Annotated in this window: 17 protein-coding genes; 7 read left to right on the forward strand and 10 right to left on the reverse strand. The window is 64.6% G+C overall.

Annotation, left to right across the window (positions count from 1 at the left end; all coding sequences use genetic code 11):
* The first annotated feature begins 112 nt into the window (after positions 1 to 112).
* Positions 113 to 691, forward strand: a complete 579-nt coding sequence (locus LWC34_RS17180; protein WP_233726045.1) for a transposase — start codon at positions 113 to 115, stop codon at positions 689 to 691.
* A gap of 89 nt (positions 692 to 780) precedes the next feature.
* Here LWC34_RS17180 and LWC34_RS17185 read toward each other — a convergent pair whose 3' ends face one another.
* Entirely contained in the window at positions 781 to 1,050 is a 270-nt protein-coding gene (locus LWC34_RS17185; protein WP_233726046.1) for a hypothetical protein, read from the reverse strand.
* Between the two features lie 10 nt (positions 1,051 to 1,060).
* Complete coding sequence (locus tag LWC34_RS17190; RefSeq protein ID WP_250109446.1) at positions 1,061 to 1,348, reverse strand: hypothetical protein; 288 nt, start codon at positions 1,346 to 1,348, stop codon at positions 1,061 to 1,063.
* A 404-nt stretch (positions 1,349 to 1,752) separates the two neighbouring features.
* Between LWC34_RS17190 and LWC34_RS17195 the strand changes: the two genes are divergently transcribed.
* Entirely contained in the window at positions 1,753 to 3,141 is a 1,389-nt protein-coding gene (locus LWC34_RS17195; protein ID WP_233722400.1) for an IS1380 family transposase, read from the forward strand.
* Positions 3,142 to 3,359: 218 nt separating this feature from the next.
* Here LWC34_RS17195 and LWC34_RS17200 read toward each other — a convergent pair whose 3' ends face one another.
* Entirely contained in the window at positions 3,360 to 3,578 is a 219-nt protein-coding gene (locus tag LWC34_RS17200; protein WP_233726048.1) for a hypothetical protein, read from the reverse strand.
* 157 nt (positions 3,579 to 3,735) lie between these two features.
* Here LWC34_RS17200 and LWC34_RS17205 point away from each other — a divergent pair, with 157 nt between their 5' ends.
* The 4 genes from LWC34_RS17205 (at position 3,736) to LWC34_RS58090 (ending at position 8,737) form a co-directional block, all read left to right on the forward strand.
* Positions 3,736 to 4,227 (forward strand): hypothetical protein, encoded by a 492-nt coding sequence (locus LWC34_RS17205; RefSeq protein ID WP_233726049.1) that lies wholly within the window; start codon positions 3,736 to 3,738, stop codon positions 4,225 to 4,227.
* A gap of 23 nt (positions 4,228 to 4,250) precedes the next feature.
* Positions 4,251 to 5,090 (forward strand): hypothetical protein, encoded by an 840-nt coding sequence (locus LWC34_RS17210; protein WP_233726050.1) that lies wholly within the window; start codon positions 4,251 to 4,253, stop codon positions 5,088 to 5,090.
* A 99-nt stretch (positions 5,091 to 5,189) separates the two neighbouring features.
* Positions 5,190 to 6,578: an IS1380 family transposase gene (locus LWC34_RS17215; protein WP_233726051.1), complete on the forward strand. Its 1,389-nt coding sequence runs from the start codon at positions 5,190 to 5,192 to the stop codon at positions 6,576 to 6,578.
* 170 nt (positions 6,579 to 6,748) lie between these two features.
* The gene (locus LWC34_RS58090; protein ID WP_233726052.1) at positions 6,749 to 8,737 is read left to right on the forward strand and encodes a CHAT domain-containing protein; all 1,989 of its coding nucleotides are present in this window, start codon (positions 6,749 to 6,751) and stop codon (positions 8,735 to 8,737) included.
* Between the two features lie 634 nt (positions 8,738 to 9,371).
* On the opposite strand, the gene LWC34_RS17225 is transcribed toward LWC34_RS58090, so the two are convergent.
* The 5 genes from LWC34_RS17225 to LWC34_RS17245 form a co-directional block, all read right to left on the reverse strand.
* Positions 9,372 to 10,514 carry a magnesium and cobalt transport protein CorA gene (locus LWC34_RS17225; RefSeq protein ID WP_233726053.1) on the reverse strand — a complete coding sequence of 381 codons (1,143 nt, stop codon included), beginning with the start codon at positions 10,512 to 10,514 and terminating at the stop codon, positions 9,372 to 9,374.
* A 1-nt stretch (position 10,515) separates the two neighbouring features.
* The gene (locus tag LWC34_RS17230; protein ID WP_233726054.1) at positions 10,516 to 12,498 is read right to left on the reverse strand and encodes an APC family permease; all 1,983 of its coding nucleotides are present in this window, start codon (positions 12,496 to 12,498) and stop codon (positions 10,516 to 10,518) included.
* A 147-nt stretch (positions 12,499 to 12,645) separates the two neighbouring features.
* The gene (locus tag LWC34_RS17235) at positions 12,646 to 12,978 is read right to left on the reverse strand and encodes a hypothetical protein (protein ID WP_233726055.1); all 333 of its coding nucleotides are present in this window, start codon (positions 12,976 to 12,978) and stop codon (positions 12,646 to 12,648) included.
* Positions 12,975 to 14,774, reverse strand: coding sequence for an APC family permease (locus LWC34_RS17240; protein ID WP_233726056.1), 1,800 nt, complete (start codon positions 14,772 to 14,774; stop codon positions 12,975 to 12,977). The genes LWC34_RS17235 and LWC34_RS17240 overlap by 4 nt, the downstream gene beginning before the upstream one ends.
* 53 nt (positions 14,775 to 14,827) lie before the next feature.
* Positions 14,828 to 15,238: a hypothetical protein gene (locus LWC34_RS17245; RefSeq protein ID WP_233726057.1), complete on the reverse strand. Its 411-nt coding sequence runs from the start codon at positions 15,236 to 15,238 to the stop codon at positions 14,828 to 14,830.
* 113 nt (positions 15,239 to 15,351) lie between these two features.
* Between LWC34_RS17245 and phoU the strand changes: the two genes are divergently transcribed.
* On the forward strand, positions 15,352 to 16,005 hold the full coding sequence (gene phoU, locus LWC34_RS17250) for a phosphate signaling complex protein PhoU (RefSeq protein ID WP_233726058.1): 654 nt from the start codon (positions 15,352 to 15,354) through the stop codon (positions 16,003 to 16,005).
* 4 nt (positions 16,006 to 16,009) lie between these two features.
* On the opposite strand, the gene LWC34_RS17255 is transcribed toward phoU, so the two are convergent.
* Complete coding sequence (locus LWC34_RS17255; RefSeq protein ID WP_233726059.1) at positions 16,010 to 16,690, reverse strand: response regulator; 681 nt, start codon at positions 16,688 to 16,690, stop codon at positions 16,010 to 16,012.
* A 6-nt stretch (positions 16,691 to 16,696) separates the two neighbouring features.
* Entirely contained in the window at positions 16,697 to 19,249 is a 2,553-nt protein-coding gene (locus LWC34_RS17260) for a DUF4118 domain-containing protein (RefSeq protein ID WP_233726060.1), read from the reverse strand.
* Positions 19,250 to 19,266 lie beyond the last annotated feature (17 nt).

Below are 19,266 nucleotides of genomic sequence, written 5' to 3' on the forward strand. Positions count from 1 at the left end.
AACCAGAAGCGTCCAGTGGTTAAGTGGCCTTGTGGGGGTAGTTTCGGGCAACCGGAGAAGACGGCCAGGCGGTGTCGCAGTTTACTCAGCGCATGCGTGGCGGCTATCCGCAGTGACGGCGGCACAGGATTTCGAGCTGCCCATCAATGGCCGGTTGCTTCTGGACGCACTGCATCTGGCCACCGAGCAGCGACAGCGACTGTTGTCGCTGGTGATCACCGCCGGACAGCGCGGCGACTCGCCTCAGTTTCAGGTGGTCCTGGGCCGCATCCGGGTCGCTCGGGCAGTGGGCAGGCCACGCACCCGGCCGGACCGGGTGCTGGCCGACAAGGCGTACGGCTCCCGGGTCAACCGTGAGTATCTACGTCGTCGGGGTATTCGGTGCACGATTCCGGACAAGACAGATCAGGCACGGCACCGCAAGACCAAAGGACGGCCGGTGGCCGACCACCAGCCTTCGACCCGCAGCTCTACAAGCAGCGCCACGCCGTGGAGTGCGGGATCAACCGACTCAAACGCAACCGTGCAGTCGCGACAAGGTATGACGAGCTCGCCGTCCGCTACGGCCGCCCAAGTTTTCTATGTCCTCGATCGGCCAGCATCGTGCCAACCACGGCACACGCCGAACAAGCAGCTCGGTGGACGATCAATCGCTTGCCACAACCACTGGGGGCTACCGCAGGTTACGTGATCAACTTCGTGCCGCATGATCACGAGTTCCGAGATCCCGGAAAGATGATGCAGTGTCTCGCGACTTTACGGCGAACGCAGCCGGGTCGCCTACGCGCCGTCGATCAACTGCCGCAGCTGCGGCCATCCTCCAGGCACCGCGTTAATGGCATGCACAAGGGCGCCGGCTGTCCGCTGGATGACGTCGTCGTCGAGCCTGGCGCGGACTGCTGCGATGGCTTCGGCTTGACGGAGAGGTTCGTCCGACGAGACCGCCGCTCCCCGCGTGGCGTATGCGAGCGCGACCATGTGCTGTCCGATCAGTTGCCTCGCACGGGTGAGCAAGGCGTCCGGATGTTCGACGAGCGAACCGCGATCCACACCGGCGATCTCAGACGCGACCTCGACAGCGCGGTTCTGGTCGCGTGCCTTGAGTTCCGCTCGGCTCGACCACGAATGTCCACAGTGGCCGTGCGATGGCCACAGCGAGCGCAAGGTGCCGCGGGTATGCCATCGACTCCAGTACGAGCGCTTCTTCGATGGTCAACTCCTCATCGAACTCGATCCCGCCGAACCGCGCGACAGCGCTGTCCAAATCCGTGCTTACCGCGGTGACGCATAGCGCCTCGGCCGGCACGGCCACGTGCCGGGACCGTTGACCTCCAACCAACGCTGCCACTCGTATCCCTTGAGCATGGCGCTGGGCAGCCCACGGCTGCGCTTGACCTCAATGGCGGATTCCAGTAGTGCCAAGGCATCGGGGGTGCGCACGTCCATCCCCGCCAGTTCGACGACGAGGCAGCTCGCCGGTAGGTCGCGAAGCCACCAGCGTCGTCGGCGATGAACCCGTCCCGGTCCTCGCTTGCTTACTCGCGAAACGGTGCGATGCACTCCGAATACACCCGGGTCGAGTCCACACCCGACCCGTGCACGTCATATTCGAACCGGCCAAGCAACTCTAAGCCTGAATCCACTGATGAGTGGGTGTTCGGGGCGGCGTGTTACAAGTGAAAGTGCCTTCTGACCTGTGATAATACGAGTTACTGAGGCTCGATTATCACCCGGGGATGGAAGGCACTTTCAGTGAAATTATCGCACAGGTGGTCGCGGGCGGCGGTGCGGTTCGATGAGGAGAATCTCGTGTCCTGCGCCGGGATCGTGCCGGTGATGGCGCTGGCCGAGCGGGCGGGCATGTCGGAACTGGTAGCGCAGAAGGTAGAGATCACGAACGCTCCGATCCCGTCGACTGGGGCCAGCCCGGCAGGCAAGGTCGCCTCGATCGTCGCGGGGATGCTCGCGGGCGCGGACTGTATCGATGACCTGGACGTGATCCGCCACGGCGGGATGAAACGTCTGTTCACCGGGGTGTACGCGCCCTCGACGCTGGGATCGTTTCTGCGCTCGTTCACCCACGGCCATGCGCTGCAACTGGCCGCGGTGCTGCGCGCGATGCTGGTGTCGCTGGCGGCGAAGACCCCGGTGCTGGCCGGGGCGGATCAGATGACCTTTGTGGACATCGACTCGCTGCTGCGCCGCGTGTACGGCACCCAGAAACGAGGTGCGCGGTTCGGGCCGGCCAAAGTCGGTGGCTACCAATTGTTGCTGCGAGGGCTCTCGCCGCTGGTGGTCACGATCTCCACCCGGCTGGCCGCACCCCTCGTCGCCGCGATCCGTCTGCGGGCAGGCAACGCCGGTTCCGCGCGGGGCGCGGCGAGGTTACTGACCCAAGCCCTGAACACTGCGAAAGCCGCCGGGGCACGCGCGGGACGGATCCTGGTCCGCGGCGATTCCGCCTACTACGCCGGCACAGTGGTCAGTGCCGCACGCCGCGCCGGGGCGATGTTCTCGATCACCGTGGCGACCAACCCGTCAATCCAGGCCGCCATCACGGCGATCGCCGAGGACGCGTGGGTCGCGGTGCGCTACCCGGGTTCGGTGGAAGATCCCGATACCGGCGAGCTGATCTCTGACGCCGAGGTCGCCGAGACCGGCTATACCGCCTTCGCCGGAACCCGCCACGTCATCACCGCCCGGCTGGTGGTACGCCGGGTGAAGGACAAGAACTCCGAGAACGCCCTGTTCCCGATCTGGCGTTACCACGCGTTCTTCACCAACACCGAACTATCCACAGTAGACGCTGATCTCGCCCACCGGCAGCACGCGATCGTCGAAACGACCTTCGCCGACCTCATCGACGGCCCGCTGGCGCATCTGCCATCGGGGCAGTTCGACGCCAACGCCGCGTGGGTCGTCTGCACCGCCCTCGCCCACAACCTGCTGCGCGCCGCAGGCAGCCTCACCAGCACCTTCCACGCCAAAGCCCGCGGCGCGACACTGCGCAAACACCTCGTCTGCGTCCCAGCCCGCCTTGCCCGCCCTCAAGGCCGCCCGGTCCTGCACCTACCCGAGCACTGGCCCTGGGCCGAGGCTTTCACCACCCTGCACACCGCCGCCAGCCCACCCGCCGCCTGACCTTTTCTTCACCACCCGCCCGCCAGGGCCCGACCGGAGACCTCCCGTGGACACGCTGGACAAGCCAGCCGTTTCACCATGCCCACCACCAAAACCCAAGATCCACACATGACCAGAACACCCCGGAAGATCAACACAAGGTCTATCGGTGGATTCAGGCTAAGCGCCCGGCCATGTCTGCCGGGAACCATGTGACCGGCGCTTGCGACCGAACCAGCTCATGACCGGACCGCTTTCGCCACGCCCCATACCAGCAGCGTGACCGGCCAGAACACCGAACACACCGTGGCCTTGACGAACCAGATCGGCCCTACGCCGCCTTCGCCGAATATCGCGATCCGCCGATGATGACGAATTCCCCGTCGGCGACGCATGACAACTGTCATCACGAAGATCCCCACGACGTAGCCGAGTCCGAGTACCGTTGTCGGATCCATGAAGCCCTCTTTCGGCGGTTTGTTGAATAAGGACCGCAGGGTGCTCAGCACATCGCAAGGCGACTGAAGCCCGTTACAACGGAACATGCTGTAACGAACTGAACGATTCATCAGATGAGAACCGGAGATACGAGTGCGAGAGAACAGAGGTCAGCCGGTGACCGAGGAAGAAACTCAGCAGATCGTCCAAGTGCACGATGAACAGGACAAACAGTTGCTGGTCGACCTGGCCGGCGAATGTGGCGCTCGCGTCAAGGATGTGCATGTACGCACGTTGGACCTAGTAACGTTTGTTGAAATCATCGGCGGTGTGACTGTTCTGAGACTGATCATTGAGCGATGGCAGGACCGACGGCAAGGCGGACAGGTCATCGACCTGCGAGCAGACGCGAAGAAAATTGTTTACCGCGACCGCGGTCTGTTGTTCGGATATGTACTGATGATGCTTGCTGACGGTCGCGTCGAGGTTCAGGTAAATGATCGAGATCGGCTCAGTGAGATCGTGGACCGGTTGGTGGCGGCATTCTCGAAGAGCGACGCAGGCACTACTGTCGACAAAGCGGTCCCGATCGTGCAGGCCCTTGTAGGTCGAGACGCGCAGGTGCGAATCGAGCCCAGTGATCCCACTGCTGAAAACGCCAACTCGTAATGAAATACCCCCACATCGACCCCGTGGGCGACGCCCACGCGGGTTTCGGCTGGCAACTGGCAGGCTCCGACCTTCCCGCGGCGGCGAACGTGCTTGCCCACGAGCGAAACGACGTGCTCGCCATCGTGCGGTTCGTCGAAGTGCTGAGGCGTCAGGGAAAGAGCACCGAAGGCCGTGCTCTGCTCCGCGCGCTTCAGCCCGTCGGTGGTGATGTGCCGCTAGTCGCTTTGGCAATCGGCAACAGTTACTGGACACAAGGCAATGCGGCCGACGCCGTTGAGTCCTATGAGGCCGCTCTGGTCGGGTACACCTCGTTGGCGGACGCGGATGGGGTGTTCGCCGCGAAGATCGGGCTGGCTCGATGCGCGCGGATGAACTACGACAAGTCCCGCCGACAAGTCCTCGAGGACGCCATCGAGGCCGGCTCCCGTAGTAAGGACGCCTACCTTCTGGCAGACCTCGACCGGGAACACGCGGGCTGGGATCTGCTACGGGGTTCGCACGAGACTGCACTCGAACTCGCTAACCGGGCCGCCGCAGTCCACCGCGAGGTCGGCGACCGCTATCTCCTAGGCCTCGCTGAGATCCTGTGTGCCCGGGCGTTGAACGCGACCGGCGACCGGTCCGCCGCCATTGAACTGACGCGCAACCAGATCGACCGCGCGATCGACATCGGGTCCGACGAGCTCAAAATGGTCGGTGTCGTCTACCTCGCCCAGTTCATTCAGCGTGGCGTCGTGGTCGGCACACCCGAGTGGGCCAACGCCAAGGACATCATCAACGAGGCGCTGGAAGCTGCGGACGATCCGTTCACTCAAGCCGAGCTGATCCTGCCGTTAGCCCAGGTCTTTCATGTGGTGTGACGCAGATCGTGTCCTTGAATGCGCGAAAGTGCCTGTCCTGTAAGGGAAACTACGGATTGTCTAGGTCTGTAGTGGTCCTCACGGGAAGGCACTTTGCGGGTGAAGCGTAGCAAGTGGTCGAAGCGGGTCAAGGTCAGCGCGGACGGTGTTGGGGTCGTGTCGCATGCCGGGGTGGGAATGTTACGGGAGTTGGCTCAGGACAGCGGCTTGGTCGAGGGTGTGACCGCCGCCTTGGCCGATACTTATGCCGGTCCGTGGCAGCACGCACCGGGCCAGGTGTTCGCCGATATGGCGGTGGCCATCGCTGATGGCGCCGACTGTGTCTCGCATATCGAGGTCTTCGGTGACCAGCACCAGGTGTGCGGGCCGGTGGCCAGCATGCCGACGACCTGGCGGATGCTCGACCGGGTCGACGCTGAACATCTGCCAGGGGTGCTCGCGGCGCGGGCGGCGGCGCGAGAGCGGGCGTGGGCCGCGGGTGCCGGCCCGGACTTGAGCGATCTGTTGGACATCGATTTCGATGCCACGGTCACGATTTCCCATTCGGAGGACAAGGAGAACGCGGCGAAGACGTGGAAACGGACGTTTGGTTTTCATCCGTTGCTGGCGTTTCTGGACCGCCCGGAGGTCTCGGGTGGCGAAGCGCTGGCCGGTCTGCTGCGTCCGGGGAACGCGGGCTCCAACACGGCCGCGGATCACGTTGCGGTGCTGGAGCAGGCGTTGGCCGCGTTACCTGCCCGTGCTCGGCCGCGTGCAGGTGATCCGGACTCGGTGCGGGTGGTGGCCCGCTCGGACTCCGCCGGTGCAACGCATGCGTTCGCGAAGGCGTGTCGGACGAAGGGAGTGTGGTTTTCCTTCGGGTTCCCGGTGGATGCCCGCATCCAGGCCGTGGTTGATCAGATTCCCGACCGGGCTTGGGAAGCGGCCATCCAGCGCGATGGCGGGATCCGTGACGGTGCCTGGGTCGCGGATGTCACCGGGATGCTGGATCTGTCGGCCTGGCCGGAGGGTGCGACGGTCATCGTGCGTGCTGAACGCCCTCATCCTGGTGCCCAGTTGCGATTCACCGATGTGGATGGGCATCGGATCACCGCGTTGATCACCGACATCCCCGACCGAATGATTCCCGGCCAGACCGCAGGGCTGGAACTGCACCACCGCCAGCACGCCCGGGTCGAAGACCGGATCCGGGAAGCCAAGGCCAGCGGCCTGCGGAATCTGCCCTGTCGCGGGTTCGCGGAGAACACCGCCTGGCTGCACACACTGCTATCGGCTACCGATCTGGTGTGCTGGGCGAAAGTACTGGGTTTCACCAGCACGCCCACGCTGGCTCACGCCGAAATCGCCACGTTCCGAAATCTGGTGCTACACGTAGGCGCCCGCATGACACGCGGTGCACGGCAAGTCCGTGTCCGCATCGACGAAACCTGTAAGTACGCCAAGGCTGTCGCCACGGGCTGGTTGACGATCCGCGCCGCGTTCACCTGACCCCAAGCCTTCTGTCCCTACCACCCGAAAGACCCCGGAGCAGCCGACATGAGCAGGTCGGCGAGCCAACCACGCCCGTTTGTCGAACCGCCCAACACAAGATCAACAAAACCACCGGCAAGATCAACAGGATATCGCGCGAAAGACCGAGGTTAGCGCACCTGCATACCGTGGCGGGGGAATTCGCTGAGGCTGAAAGATGTCTGGACGAGTACGGTCGGCTCTACCGGGCGTTGGGCGGCAACAAGATCGGTGAAGCCAACCTGCTCAAGGCCCGCGCGAGACTGGAGTTGGCCCGCCACGGCGGACTGTCGATTCGAAGCCTCCGGCACCTGCCACGGACAACTGGTGCCCTTAGACGCATCAGGAAGTCGTTCAAACAGGCGGAACGCGCCTACCGTGACGCGGGCATGGCCACCGGCAGGAGCAGCGTCAGGTGGCACATCGACCTGATTGACATCCTCGGTGCGGGGCACTCAAAAGGTGCCCGTCGACTGGGCGGTGAGGCCCGCGACTCGTTGGACCGCGCACGAGACCACCTTCTCTACGCCGAGCTCCAGAACACAGCGGGAAATGCCGCCGCCGCGTTGGAGGCGTACCAAGCAGCCGAGGCTGAAGCCGTGCATGCCAGCGCCACCACGTTCGCTGTCGCCGCGGCGGCCGGCAGCGCTGAGATGGCCTACGCACTCGGCGATACTGACGCGACAGCCCGCCATCTTCGATCAGCGGTACAGTACGCCGAGTCGATTCGCGCGGCAGTGGCCTCGGGCACCGCGCGTCGGCATATCGCCAACACAGTGCGGGCGCACTACGAGCATGCGATGTATCTGGCGGCCAGAATCGATGACGGCGAACTTGCTCTGGAAATCGCCGAACGGCTGCGCACCGAACGACTTGCCGGCCTGTTGCGCCGGGGAACCCGTGCGTTGCCGCCAGATCTGGCTGGCCTGCTCAGCGAGATCGGGCGAATCAACGATGCGCTGACCGTGCGGGACCCAAGCCTGCGAGGAGTCCGCTCCGCTCAACCAATCGAGGACCTCGCCGACCGCCACAGCGCCGAACTCGTTGCGAGGCGTGACGAGTTGCGGCGCATGCTGGCCGACCGGACGAACGACTTGTTCGCTGACACGTTCGGGGCAGAACCAGTGCGGGTCGAACGGCTGGCTGCCATTGAGGAACACGTCCTGCTCATCGTCCCAGTCACCACGAACGACGGTGAGTACCTCGTGTCCGTATGGCGATCACCGTCAGGCGAGTGCACCGCGCAGATCGTCGCAGTGTCAGAACAGATCTCAATGCTCAGAACGATTCTCACGCAACAGGATCTACTGGATCGCCTCAACCTCAGAGCACAAAGTCTCCAACCGCTGGGTGCTGTGATCCCGGATTCCGCTCATCAGGAGCTCCTCGATACGCGCGCACTGCTCAAGCTCGTCATCGTGCCCACAGGATGGCTCTGGGCGGTGCCGTTCGCCGCGGTGCCCCTCGGCGATGACAGCTTCTTGGTTGACCACGCCGACATCGTGCTGTCTCCGTCTTTGAGGTTCCTCATGGCACTCGCAGATCGTGAACGGTCCGCTGACGTTCCCAAAGCGGCGGTGTCGTGGCTAGACCCCGAGGCAAACTTCACGGCACCTGAACTCGATGCACTGGCCTTCCACCCCGCCGGGCACCTCGCGCTGACCGACCTGGGTGCGGTCAAGGACGCATTCGTCCGTGGCGGTGCCCAGTGGCAGACGGCTGTGCTCGCGGCGCATGGCGACCGGGAACCTGGGCTGGCGCACGCCATCCTCGCTGGCTCAGCCACCATCCTCACCGCCGCAGATTTCCTCGACAGCACAGCACAAGCGCCGAAGACCATCTCGCTCGCTTCGTGCCACAGCGGTTTTCCCGGTGGCGAGGACCACCATGAACCACTGGGACTGGCGCTCACCGCGCTGGCCGCCGGAGCTACCAATGTCGTTTCGGCACATTTCGAGATCGACAGTGAGGACGGTCCGATGCGTCAGTGCTTGACCAGGCTGTACACCGGCATGCCTGACCACGAATCGATATCCGCACTACTGGGGCAAATCCTTCGCGATCCGGTGATGCGCGGCCCGAACCAGTCGACTTGGCTCTACAGGTGGGCCGCGCTCACCGTCATCGGTACCCACTAACGACTCGATCCTGTACCGCTCGACCGTCAACGCGGCGCGTCTGAAGGCTGGCAACGGAGAATCGTCCACGAAAGGCGAGGCTTATGCGCTGGAGGTGAGAGTCCACGGATCGCAGCGGCCATCTTGAAGACAGAGTCGAGCTCACGAACATCAGATATTCGGGCTGTGGGTCCACCAAACAGGGAAAGCCCAAGAGGTACATGCCCGAGCCGTGTCGGCAGAAAGCAAGTCCACCCAGAGCGGAAGCGTTCAAGGCACATCAAGTCTTGAGCTGAGAGATAGCCGTGACAACACGACCGGCGTCAGGCGGCACTCCGATGCGTTCGTAGATCGTCGAGGCCTGTTCGAAGCAGCGCTTGCCCTCAACGGTCTCACGGCGGTCGACGTGACCGTAGCCGAGACCTTCACAAGCTCTGCTTGTTCAATTTGGTCGGACATACCGCTGGCGAGTTGCGCCACAGATCCACTCCATCTCATTCTCGCGGCCCGTGAACTCCCTGAGGTCATGCGGCAGGCTCCTTGCCAGCCGCGTCGGCGGCAACGTACCAGCATGGTAGTCGCGTCGCTCAAGTCCAAGTCGCTATCGCCGAACACATTGCGGACAGACAGCCGCTCGACAACCGCTGCGCCTGCGTCAGGGTGCACGGCCGAGGCCGAGCGAGATCTGGACGACGATCAGGGTCAGCCAGGCAAGGACCAGCAGAACAACCCAGATCACCGTCCGCCCGGAGCCGAGCCACTTGTTGCGCCTGAGAATCCGGTAGACCACGAGGCACGCCAGCACGATAACGCCAAGCGCGATCGGATAGCCGTATTTCCACCCCAGCTCGGGCATGACGGTGAAGTTCATGCCGTACACGCCGACTGCCATGGTCGGTATCGCGATGACGGCGGCCCACGCGGTGATCTTGCGCATATCGTTGTTCTGCTGCAACGTGATCTTCGCGAGCGTCGCGTTCACCAGGCTGTTCAGCAGCTCGTCTGCCCGCGTCACCCGGTCGATCACGACGGCCAGGTGATCGTCGACGTCCCGGAAGTATGAGCGTACTTCCCTTGGCACCAAGCCAAGATCTCCATCAGCCAGCCGGCGCAACGGCGACGACAGCGGTGCGGTGGACCGCCGCAGTTCGAGCACTTCCCGTTTCAGCAAGTACATCTGCTCTGCGCCAGCCGGGTTACGCGGCCCGAACACCACCGACTCGGCTTCTTCGATGTCGTGCTCGAACAACTCGCTGACGTCCAGATAGTCGTCCACGACCCGGTCTGCGACCGCGTGCAGCACCACTGAGGGCCCGAACCGCAGCCGCTGCGGCATCGCCTCCAGCTCCCGGCGCAGTCCACGCAGCCCTGAGTGATCGCCATGGCGTACCGTCACAATGAAATCCGGGCCGAGGAACGCCATGATCTCCCCGGTCTCGACGATCTCGTTCGCCCGGTCCGGCGACTCATGCGCGACGTAGTGCACGGTCTTGAGCACCATGAACAGCGAGTCGTCGTAACGGTCGAGCTTGGGACGTTGATGTGCGCGTGCCGCAGCCTCGACCGCAGGCTCGGGCAACCCGTAGGTCTCGGCGATGTCTTGGAGCTGCTCCGCTTGCGGTTTGTACAGTCCTATCCAGACAAACCCTTCGCCGCGCTTGCGTACCTCGGCGATTGCGTCGCCGTGCGACCAGCGGCCCGGCAGCCGCGCGCCGTTCACGTACACAGCGCAGTCGACCACATAGGCGGAGACCGGGACCGGCTTCCTCTGTGGTGCAGCTGATTCGCCGCTTGGCACCTCAGCCTCCTACGTGGATCCCTGGCCTGCGCGTGGGATCGGGTTCGCAGGCCCGCAGGATCTCCCGCACGACAGGCGGTGTGTCACCACGGCCGAGGATCAAGTACCGGAACAGATGGCCGAGCGGGCTTCCCTCCGACCATTCGAAGTGGCAATGCGGCCGCACGCCGGTGCAGTCGCGCAGGGCCAGCAGGATGGCCGCGATCGCGTTGGGCACGGCCGGGCTGTCGGCGCGCAGGATCCGGTGCCCGTCGACCTCAAGGCCACGGACCTTGAGCACACCGGAGAACTGGGACGGGTCGGTGACGTCGATTTCGAGGAACGTCACGTCGGCATCACCGGGCACCGGGTTCATCTCGCGCTGTTCCAGTTCCTTGGCCAGGTATTCGTCGGCCTCGCCGGTCTGGCGCTTGTTGGTGATGATCGTGATCCGCCCATCGCGGGCGATGGTGTCCGTGATGAACCGCCGGGCAGCCTCGTCGAACTCGATCCGGTCGGCGCGCAGCTCGGTGGTCCGGCTCACCCGTGATATCAACGAGATCACCACGACTCCGGCGATGAACGCCATGGAAATGGCGATACCGTCGGGCTTCTCGATGATGTTCTCGACCAAGGCGTACAGCAACACCAGCGTCAGCACGGTAAAACCGATCGACGCGGGCTTCTGGCGATGGCGGATCGCCGAGATCGTCACGGCGATCGAGCCGGAGACCATCATGGCGAGGATTCCCGTGGCGTACGCACCTGCCTGGGCGTTGACGTCCGCGCCGAAGATGATCGTGATGAGGATGCTGATCGCGGTGTAGACCAGCACGACCGGGCGGACCGCGCGGCCCCATTCCGGCGCCATTCCGTAGGACGGCAGGTAACGCGGCACGATGTTGATCAACCCGGCCATCGCCGACGCGCCTGCGAACCAGAGGATCAGCACGCTGCTGAGGTCGTACACGGTTCCGAATACCTCGCCGAGGTGTTCGTGCGCCAGATACGCCAGCGCCCGGCCGTTGGCCTCTCCCCCCGGCTGGAACTTCTCGGCCGGGATCAGGACCGTGGTAACGAAACTGGTCGAGATCAAGTACACGGACATGATCAACGCTGCCGCGGTCAGCAGCTTGCGGGTATTGCGGATCCGGGACTCGAGCTGCTCCTGGGCATTACGGCCCTTCGCCGCGATCAACGGCATCATGCTCACGCCGGTCTCGAACCCGGACAGCCCGAGCACCAGCAGCGGGAAGGCCAGGATCGCCGGTCCGGCGATGTCGCCGAACCCGCTGCCGCCCGCGGTGAGCCGGTCGGTCCAGCCCGTCATCAGCTCAGGGTTCGCGGCCAGCTCAGCCACGCCCGCACCAACGATCACCGCGTTGAGCAGCAGGAAGATCGCCACCAGCGGGATCGCGACGCCGACCGCCTCGCTGAAGCCGAGCAGGAACACGCCGCCGAGGACCAGCAGCAGGATCACCGTGATCAGCACTTCGTGGCCGTGCAGGAAGCCCGGCGCGACGGGGTTTTCCAGCAGGTGCACGGTCGCGTCCGCGGAAGACAGCGTGATCCTGACGATCCAGGATGTGGCCACGAAGCCCAGCAGCACGAGCACGAAGATCTTGCCCCGCCAGAACGGCAGCAGGTGCTCGAGCATCGCGACCGAGCCCTGTCCGTGCGGGCTTTCCCTGGCCACTCGCCGGTACATCGGCAGCATGCCCAGCAGCGTGAGCGCCACTATCAGCAAGGTCGCCAACGGTGACAACGCCCCGGCCGCCAAAGCAGCGATGGCCGGCAGGTAGGACAAGGTCGAGAAGTAGTCCACGCCGGTCAGGCACATGACCTTCCACCAGGCTTGTGGCTTGGCGTGCCCTTCACCGCTCTCCGGCCCCACCGGCTGCACCCTGTGCTGCAACAGCCACCGGGCGACTCCCCTGGCCGGTGGCTTGACGGCGGCGGGATTCTTGACGCTCGCTGGGATGGCCAGCTCGGGCGCGCTACTCATGTGTTCCGACTCCGGGTGATCAGCGAAACGCGACGCGCTCGGCTTCGGCACACCAGCGTGCCGCCCCCACGATCCGTCGCTCCGCCGCAGGTTACCCACGGACCGACTGGCTTCTCCTTGACGGGAGCATCAGGATTTCGTAAAGAACTATCCGAACGAATCGCCCCTTCTCGGCAACGGAATGTCCGGTATGCACGGTTCACCATCAACGCGCAGGAGCCACGACAATCCCAGCGCTGACAGGCCAGTCAACAGCAACACGAGTCCGTCGTGCCCAAAAGCCGAGGTCCCGAGCGTGCCCAGACCCACAACCAGCGTGGCCACCGCTGCCCGGAGGATCGTCAGCATCGCGGCCGCGTCCACCACTGCCACCAACGCCAACAGTGACCACACCGGGTTCGACACCAAGCCCGCGAGCAGCGCCAACGTCACGCCGAGCGGGAAACCCAGCCAGCCAGGGATCAGCGCCTTCCGCCTCATCGGGCACTGCCCGCGATCCGGAATCTCAGCCGACACACCACCGCGTCGCTACGCCGCCGCATCGCGTGCGCCAGCACAGACCCGCGTTGGTTCTGCAAGACCCGCTGCCACACCCGCTCGGGCTCGACCTCGGCGATCAACACGAACACCTGTTTCTCCGAGACGCCACGCAGGTACTCCACGAGCGGCTCGCCCAATCGGCGGCGCTCGTCGTGCAGCAGCACCAAATCCACCCCCGGATCCCAGCGATCCCACTCCGCCACAAGATCACGCGTCGCCTGCTCTTCCTCGGGGTGCGTGACATAGACGGCGACCACACGATCGCCAAGCGACAGCGCGGCGGCGATCGCGTCGCGGGTCAAGCGGGACACGGTGGACACCGGCACGACGACCAATGACCGATCTGGACGCGGCGGGGCCGGGGTGCGATCGAGTTCAAGCCGTTCACCGATCCTGCGGTAGAACCGGTGAATCCACTCCATCACCACCACGATCACGGGCAGCGCCAGCACAATCAGCCAGCCGCCTTCATCGAACTTGCTCACTGTCACCACAACGGCAGCGATCGCCGTCAGCGCCGCACCCACGCCGTTGAGCGTCGCCCTGCCGCGCCAACCAGCCGTGCGCGTCGCACGCCAGTGCCGAATCATCCCGAACTGCGACAAGGTGAACCCGACGAACACACCGATCGCGAACAACGGCACCAGAACGTTCATCTCGCCACCCGCGGCCACGAGCAGAACGGCGGACGTGACCGTCAGGAAACCGATGCCATACCGGTGAACCTGCCGCTCGGCACGCAACGCGAACAAGTGCGGCAGATTGTTGTCCTTGGCCAGCAACTGAGCCAACACAGGCAAACCGCCGAACGACGTGTTCGCAGCCAGCGCCAACAGGACGACAGTGGCGAACTGGACAATGTAGAAACCAATACCGTCCCCAATGGACGCCTCGGTCACCTGGGACAGCACAGTCACGCCGTCCACCGGATGGATGGTGAACTTCTCCACCAACACCGCGATTCCCACCAGCATCACGGCGAGCAACGCACCGAGGGCAACCTCGGCGTTCTGAGCACGCCTGGCCCGAGGCTTGCGGAACGACGGCACAGCGTTCGCGATCGCCTCGACACCGGTCAACGCCGCGCAGCCGTTGGCGAAAGCCTTCAGCAACAACAACACACCGACAGTCTCAAGCTGTTGCACCCCAGAAGTAGCTTCGGTGACCGCGGCTTCGTCCCGGATCAGCCCGACGATGACCACGATGATGATCGCGCCGACGTAAATGGCCGTTGGGAGGATGAACGCCCTGGCACTATTGGCGATGCCACGGAGATTGACCGCGGTAATGACGGCGAGAACACCAAGGCACAGCCAAACCGTGTACGGCAACAACTCCGGGAACGCGGAAGTCAAAGCCGCCACCCCGGCAGCCACTGACACCGCCACGTTCAGCACGTAGTCGATCACCAACGACGCGGCCGCGACCAGGGATGCCCTGCGCCCCAGATACTTCTTCGAAACCCCGTACGCGCCACCGCCTTCCGGGAAAGCGGCGATCACCTGCCGATACGACAACGTCAAAACACCCAGCAATACCGCGATGGCCACAGTCACCGGCACGGTGAACCCGAGCCCAGCACCACCCGCCACAGCCAGAACGATGACGATCGCTTCCGGGCCATAAGCCACCGAAGCCATCGCGTCCAGGGATAACGCGGCCAGGCCACCAACCACCGTCAGCCGGTGGCGTTCGGTCCCCTCAGCAGTCCGGCGCGGGGAAAGAACACTTGTCACGGACGTGAGTCCAATTCATACAACTCATCTCTAGCAAGGCCCTGCACCCGGTCCTAACGCTGAAGGGCCCCGAGCTTGACGGAATCCTGATGCTTGCGTGGTTGCGGAACCACAACCAGGGCAGGCCGCTGGATCCACCTGATCGCAGCACCAACCGCGGTCGCCACCAGTGCAGTGCCCGCCAGGACCGCCGCCGCGTGCAGGCTGGCACCGGTCGCCGCGAACTCGCCGGTATGTCCAAGGACAAAGCTCGCGTACAGCAACCAGGTCTGCAGACTGGCAAGGAGCGCGCCGGCCACTGTGGTCACGGCCGACACAACCGTGACCATCAGCACCGGCGCGCTCAACGGATCGACCAGATCCCCGGTCGACGACGCGATGGTCGCGACAATCCCACACGCGAACCCTAGACCAGCACCGTAAAGCGCCGCGACTCTCGGCCACCGCGCGGCAGTCGTCCTCATGTCTCCAGTCAACCCGCGGACAACCCCGTCGGAGCTCAAGCTTGACGAGGCTTTAACGCCGAACGGCACCGGTTTGACGACATATCGACGCCGAAAATCCCTACGCTGGACCGATGCGCAACAGTTTCAACGAGCGACTCGACCATCTCGTCGGCCAGCTGGTGAACATGAGCCAGCTCGCCGCCATCGCGATGCGTGACGCGACGGACGCGTTGCTGACCTGTGATCTCGCCCTCGCCGAGCGGGTTATCACGGACGATCGCATGGTCGACCTTGCCCGGTCCACGTGCGAATCCGACGCGCATCTGTTGCTGGCACTGCAAGCTCCGGTCGCGGGTGACCTCCGGCTGGTGATCACCGCACTGCACTCCGCGGAAAGCCTGGAACGCATGGGAGATCTGGCCCAACACGTCGCCGAAACGGTACGCAGGCGGTATCCCAGGCAGGTCCTGCCGACGGTGTTGCGGCCCCGGTTCGAGGCCATGGGCGCGCTCGCGGTCACCCTTGCCGAGACCGCGGCGGACGCCATCCGGACACGAGAGCCGGAACTGACCGGCTACGCGGCCGAAGCCGACGGTGAATTGAACGACCTGCATCGTTCGTTGTTCGCGGTCCTGGACTACCAGGACTGGGCGCACGGTGTGGGATCGGCCGTGGATGCCGTCCAATTGAGCCAGTACTACGAACGATTCGGCGATCACGCGGTCTCGATCGTCCGTCGATCTGGCTTCATCACGACCGGGACCATGAGCCGCGAGGCGAGCTGACGAATCACGGAACGAAGCGGTGGCCCATTCCGGGTTCGGTGATCAGATGCCGAGGCTGGGACGGGTTCCGCTCCAGTTTCTGACGCAATTGCGATACATAGACCCGCAAATAGTGCGCCTGCCCGACGTATTCCGGTCCCCACACCCGTTCCAGCAACTGCCGGTGGGTGACGAGCCTGCCCTGGTTGCGAAGCAACTCCTCGAGCACGGCCCATTCCGTGGGCGTGAGATGGACACTGGCACCGTCGCGCCAGACCTTCTTGGCCGACAGGTCGACGGTGAAGGACCCGGTGTCGATCACCGGGTCCTCGACCACGGCCGTCACTGTCGAGCGGCGGACCACGGCCCGAACCCTGGCCAGCAGTTCGTCCATTCCGAACGGTTTGGTGACGTAGTCGTCCGCGCCCAAGTCCAAGACGTTGACCATGCTGTGCGGATCCAGACTCGCGGACAGCACAATGATCGGCACCCAAGTCCACGTCCGCAGGCCTTCGATCACCGCACATCCATCGATGCCCGGCAGGCCCAGATCGAGCAGAACCGCGTCCGGTGTCAGCTTGGCGGCCGCGTGCAGCGCGGTTTCGCCGTCGTGGGCCACGATCACGCGGTATCCGCGTGCGGACAGGTTGATCTGCAACGCCCGGGCGATCTGCGGATCGTCCTCGGCAACCAGGATCGTGGCCACGCCGCGTCACTCCCTGTCAGCCGGAAGTGAGATGACGATGGTCAAGCCACCTCCGGGAGTGTCCTCCGCGCGGATCGAACCGCCCATCGCCTCAACGAATCCTTTCGCCACCGAGAGGCCGAGGCCGACGCCGGGTGTGGCGTCCCGGTCGCCGAGGCGTTGGAACGGCGTGAACACGCTGCCAGTCATCCCCTTGGGCAGACCGGGACCGTGATCGACGATCCACAGCTCGACCTGGTCGGCGTGGGCACTGGCCCGCACAGCGACCACCGGTTCGTCCACGCCGACCGTGCCGTCACCATCGACGTCGACGTGTCGGCGCGGATGGAGTTGCCCGTGCCGCAAGGCGTTGTCGATCACATTGGCAACAACTCGTTCCAGCAGACCGGAATCCGCCCGTACGTCCGGCAGGCGTTCGTCCACGTCCACCGATATCCCGTCGCGCGCACTGAGGCTGAACAAGGCCATGGCGACGATCTCGTCATAACCGACCGGCCGTATATTGGGTTCGACCGCGCCAGTGGCCAGCCGCGACGAGTCCAGCAGATTGTCGATCAGCCCGGTGAGCCGGTCGGCGGATTCTTCCACGGTCTCCAGCAGCTCCCCGGTGTCCTCATCGGACAGCCGCAGATCCGGCGCACGCAGGCTGCCGATGGCGGCCTTGATCGACGTCAACGGCGTCCGCAAATCATGGCCAACCGCCGACAGCAAGGCGGTTCGCAGCTCGGTCGTCTCCGCCCGGCGCTGCGCTTGCGAGGCTTGGTCGGCCATCCGTTGATGCCGCAGCGCGATCAGCGCTTGCCCCGCGGCGGCTTCGAGGACACGGCGGTCATGCGCGGGCAACGCCCTGCCGCGTAGCGCGAGGTGTACGTCGGCTGTCACCACGACGTCCACATCGGCCTCATCGGGATCGTCGCACGGGCTGTCACCGGTGCAGGCCACTCTTTCCCATTCGCCGTCCCGTTTTTCCAGCAGCGCGACGGACACAAGACCGAAGTTCTCCTGGACCTTCTCCAGCAATCGGTCCAATGGTCGGTCGTGGGTCAGAACCGTGCGCGCGTAGGAGGCCAGCAAAGCGGCCTCGGTACTCGCCCGGGTGGCCTGCTCGCCACGCCTGGCCGCCCGGTCGACCACAATGGACACCACAACAGCGGTGAACACCATAGCCACCACCGTGACCAAATTCTCCGGCTCGGCGATCGTGAGCGAATACACCGGTGGCACGAAGAAGTAGTTCAGCAGCAACGCGCTGAGGATCGAGGCGAACAACGCGGGCCCGAGCCCACCGACCAGCGACACGATGATGATCGCCAGGAAGTAGTCGATCACGTCCGTGGACAGGATCAAATCCTGCCGCAGCAGATCCCCGATCAGCGTCGCCAAGCCAGGCAGCAGCACCGCCAGCAACCAGCCCACTATTTGCCTCTGAGGAGTCAGCGCACTGCGAACAAGCCGCGCCCGCAGCCGTCCACCCGACTCGTCATGGGTCACCATGTGTACGTCGATGGACCCCGACAGCTGGACCGTGGCGGCACCGATCCCCTCGTCGAACACGCGGGCCCACCGCGATCTGCGGGACGTACCGAGCACGAGCTGGGTGGCGTTCACCCCGCGCGCGAAGTCCAGCAACGCGTTCGGCACGTCATCCCCGACAACCGTGTGAAACGTCGCGCCGAGGTCTTCACCGAGCTGACGCAGCTTGGCTTTGTCCTTCTGTGAAGCACCCGCGAGCCCGTCACCACGCAATACCTGTACGACCAGAAGCTCCGCACCTGCCCGGTTGGCGATCCGGCTGCCACGGCGTATGAGGGTCTCGCTTTCCTTGCCCCCGGTGATGGCCACGACCACGCGTTCCCTGGTTTCCCAGGTGTCTGTGATGTCCTTCTCCGTGCGGTAGCGCTGCAACGCGACGTCGACCTGGTCAGCGACCCACAGCAACGCCAGCTCACGCAACGCGGTGAGGTTGCCGGGCCGGAAGTAGTTTCCCAGCGCGGCATCGATGCGATGTGCCGGGTATACGTTCCCGTGCGCGAGCCTTCGCCGCAACGCCTCCGGCGTGATATCGATCAACTCGATCTGCTCGGCCTTGCGCACGACCTCGTCAGGGACCGTCTCGTGCTGCTGCACACCGGTGATCCGCTGGACGACGTCGTTGAGACTCGCCAGATGTTGAACGTTCACTGTGGACAGCACGTCCACGCCAGCTTCGAGCAGTTCTTCGATGTCCTGCCAGCGTTTGGTGTTGCGCGAGCCAGGCACGTTGGTGTGCGCCAGCTCGTCGACGACCGCGACTTCGGGCTTGCGACGCAGGATCGCGTCGATGTCCATCTCCTCGAATTCGCGGCCCTGGTAGGTCATCCGCCTGCGCGGGACGACCTCCATCCCGTCGACCAGCTCCGCGGTCTTGGCCCGGCCGTGCGTCTCGACCAGGCCGACGACCACGTCCGTGCCGCGTTCGATGCGACGGCGGGCTTCCCCGAGCATGGCGAAGGTCTTCCCCACGCCCGGGGCCGCCCCAAGGTAGATCCGCAGTTCGCCACGGCGACGCTGGTAATCCACTCGCGTGATGCTCTCGG

The organism is Kibdelosporangium philippinense (genome assembly GCF_021390435.2).
In the GTDB taxonomy this organism is placed as follows: domain Bacteria; phylum Actinomycetota; class Actinomycetes; order Mycobacteriales; family Pseudonocardiaceae; genus Kibdelosporangium; species Kibdelosporangium philippinense.

What these genes read in the sequence shown, in the direction of transcription:
- LWC34_RS17245 (WP_233726057.1), bottom strand. Translation starts at nt 15,238, where the DNA reads ATGAGGACGACTGCCGCGCGGTGGCCGAGAGTCGCGGCGCTTTACGGT.
- LWC34_RS17230 (WP_233726054.1), bottom strand. Translation starts at nt 12,498, where the DNA reads ATGAGTAGCGCGCCCGAGCTGGCCATCCCAGCGAGCGTCAAGAATCCC.
- LWC34_RS17200 (WP_233726048.1), bottom strand. Translation starts at nt 3,578, where the DNA reads ATGGATCCGACAACGGTACTCGGACTCGGCTACGTCGTGGGGATCTTC.
- LWC34_RS17235 (WP_233726055.1), bottom strand. Translation starts at nt 12,978, where the DNA reads ATGAGGCGGAAGGCGCTGATCCCTGGCTGGCTGGGTTTCCCGCTCGGC.
- phoU (WP_233726058.1), top strand. Translation starts at nt 15,352, where the DNA reads ATGCGCAACAGTTTCAACGAGCGACTCGACCATCTCGTCGGCCAGCTG.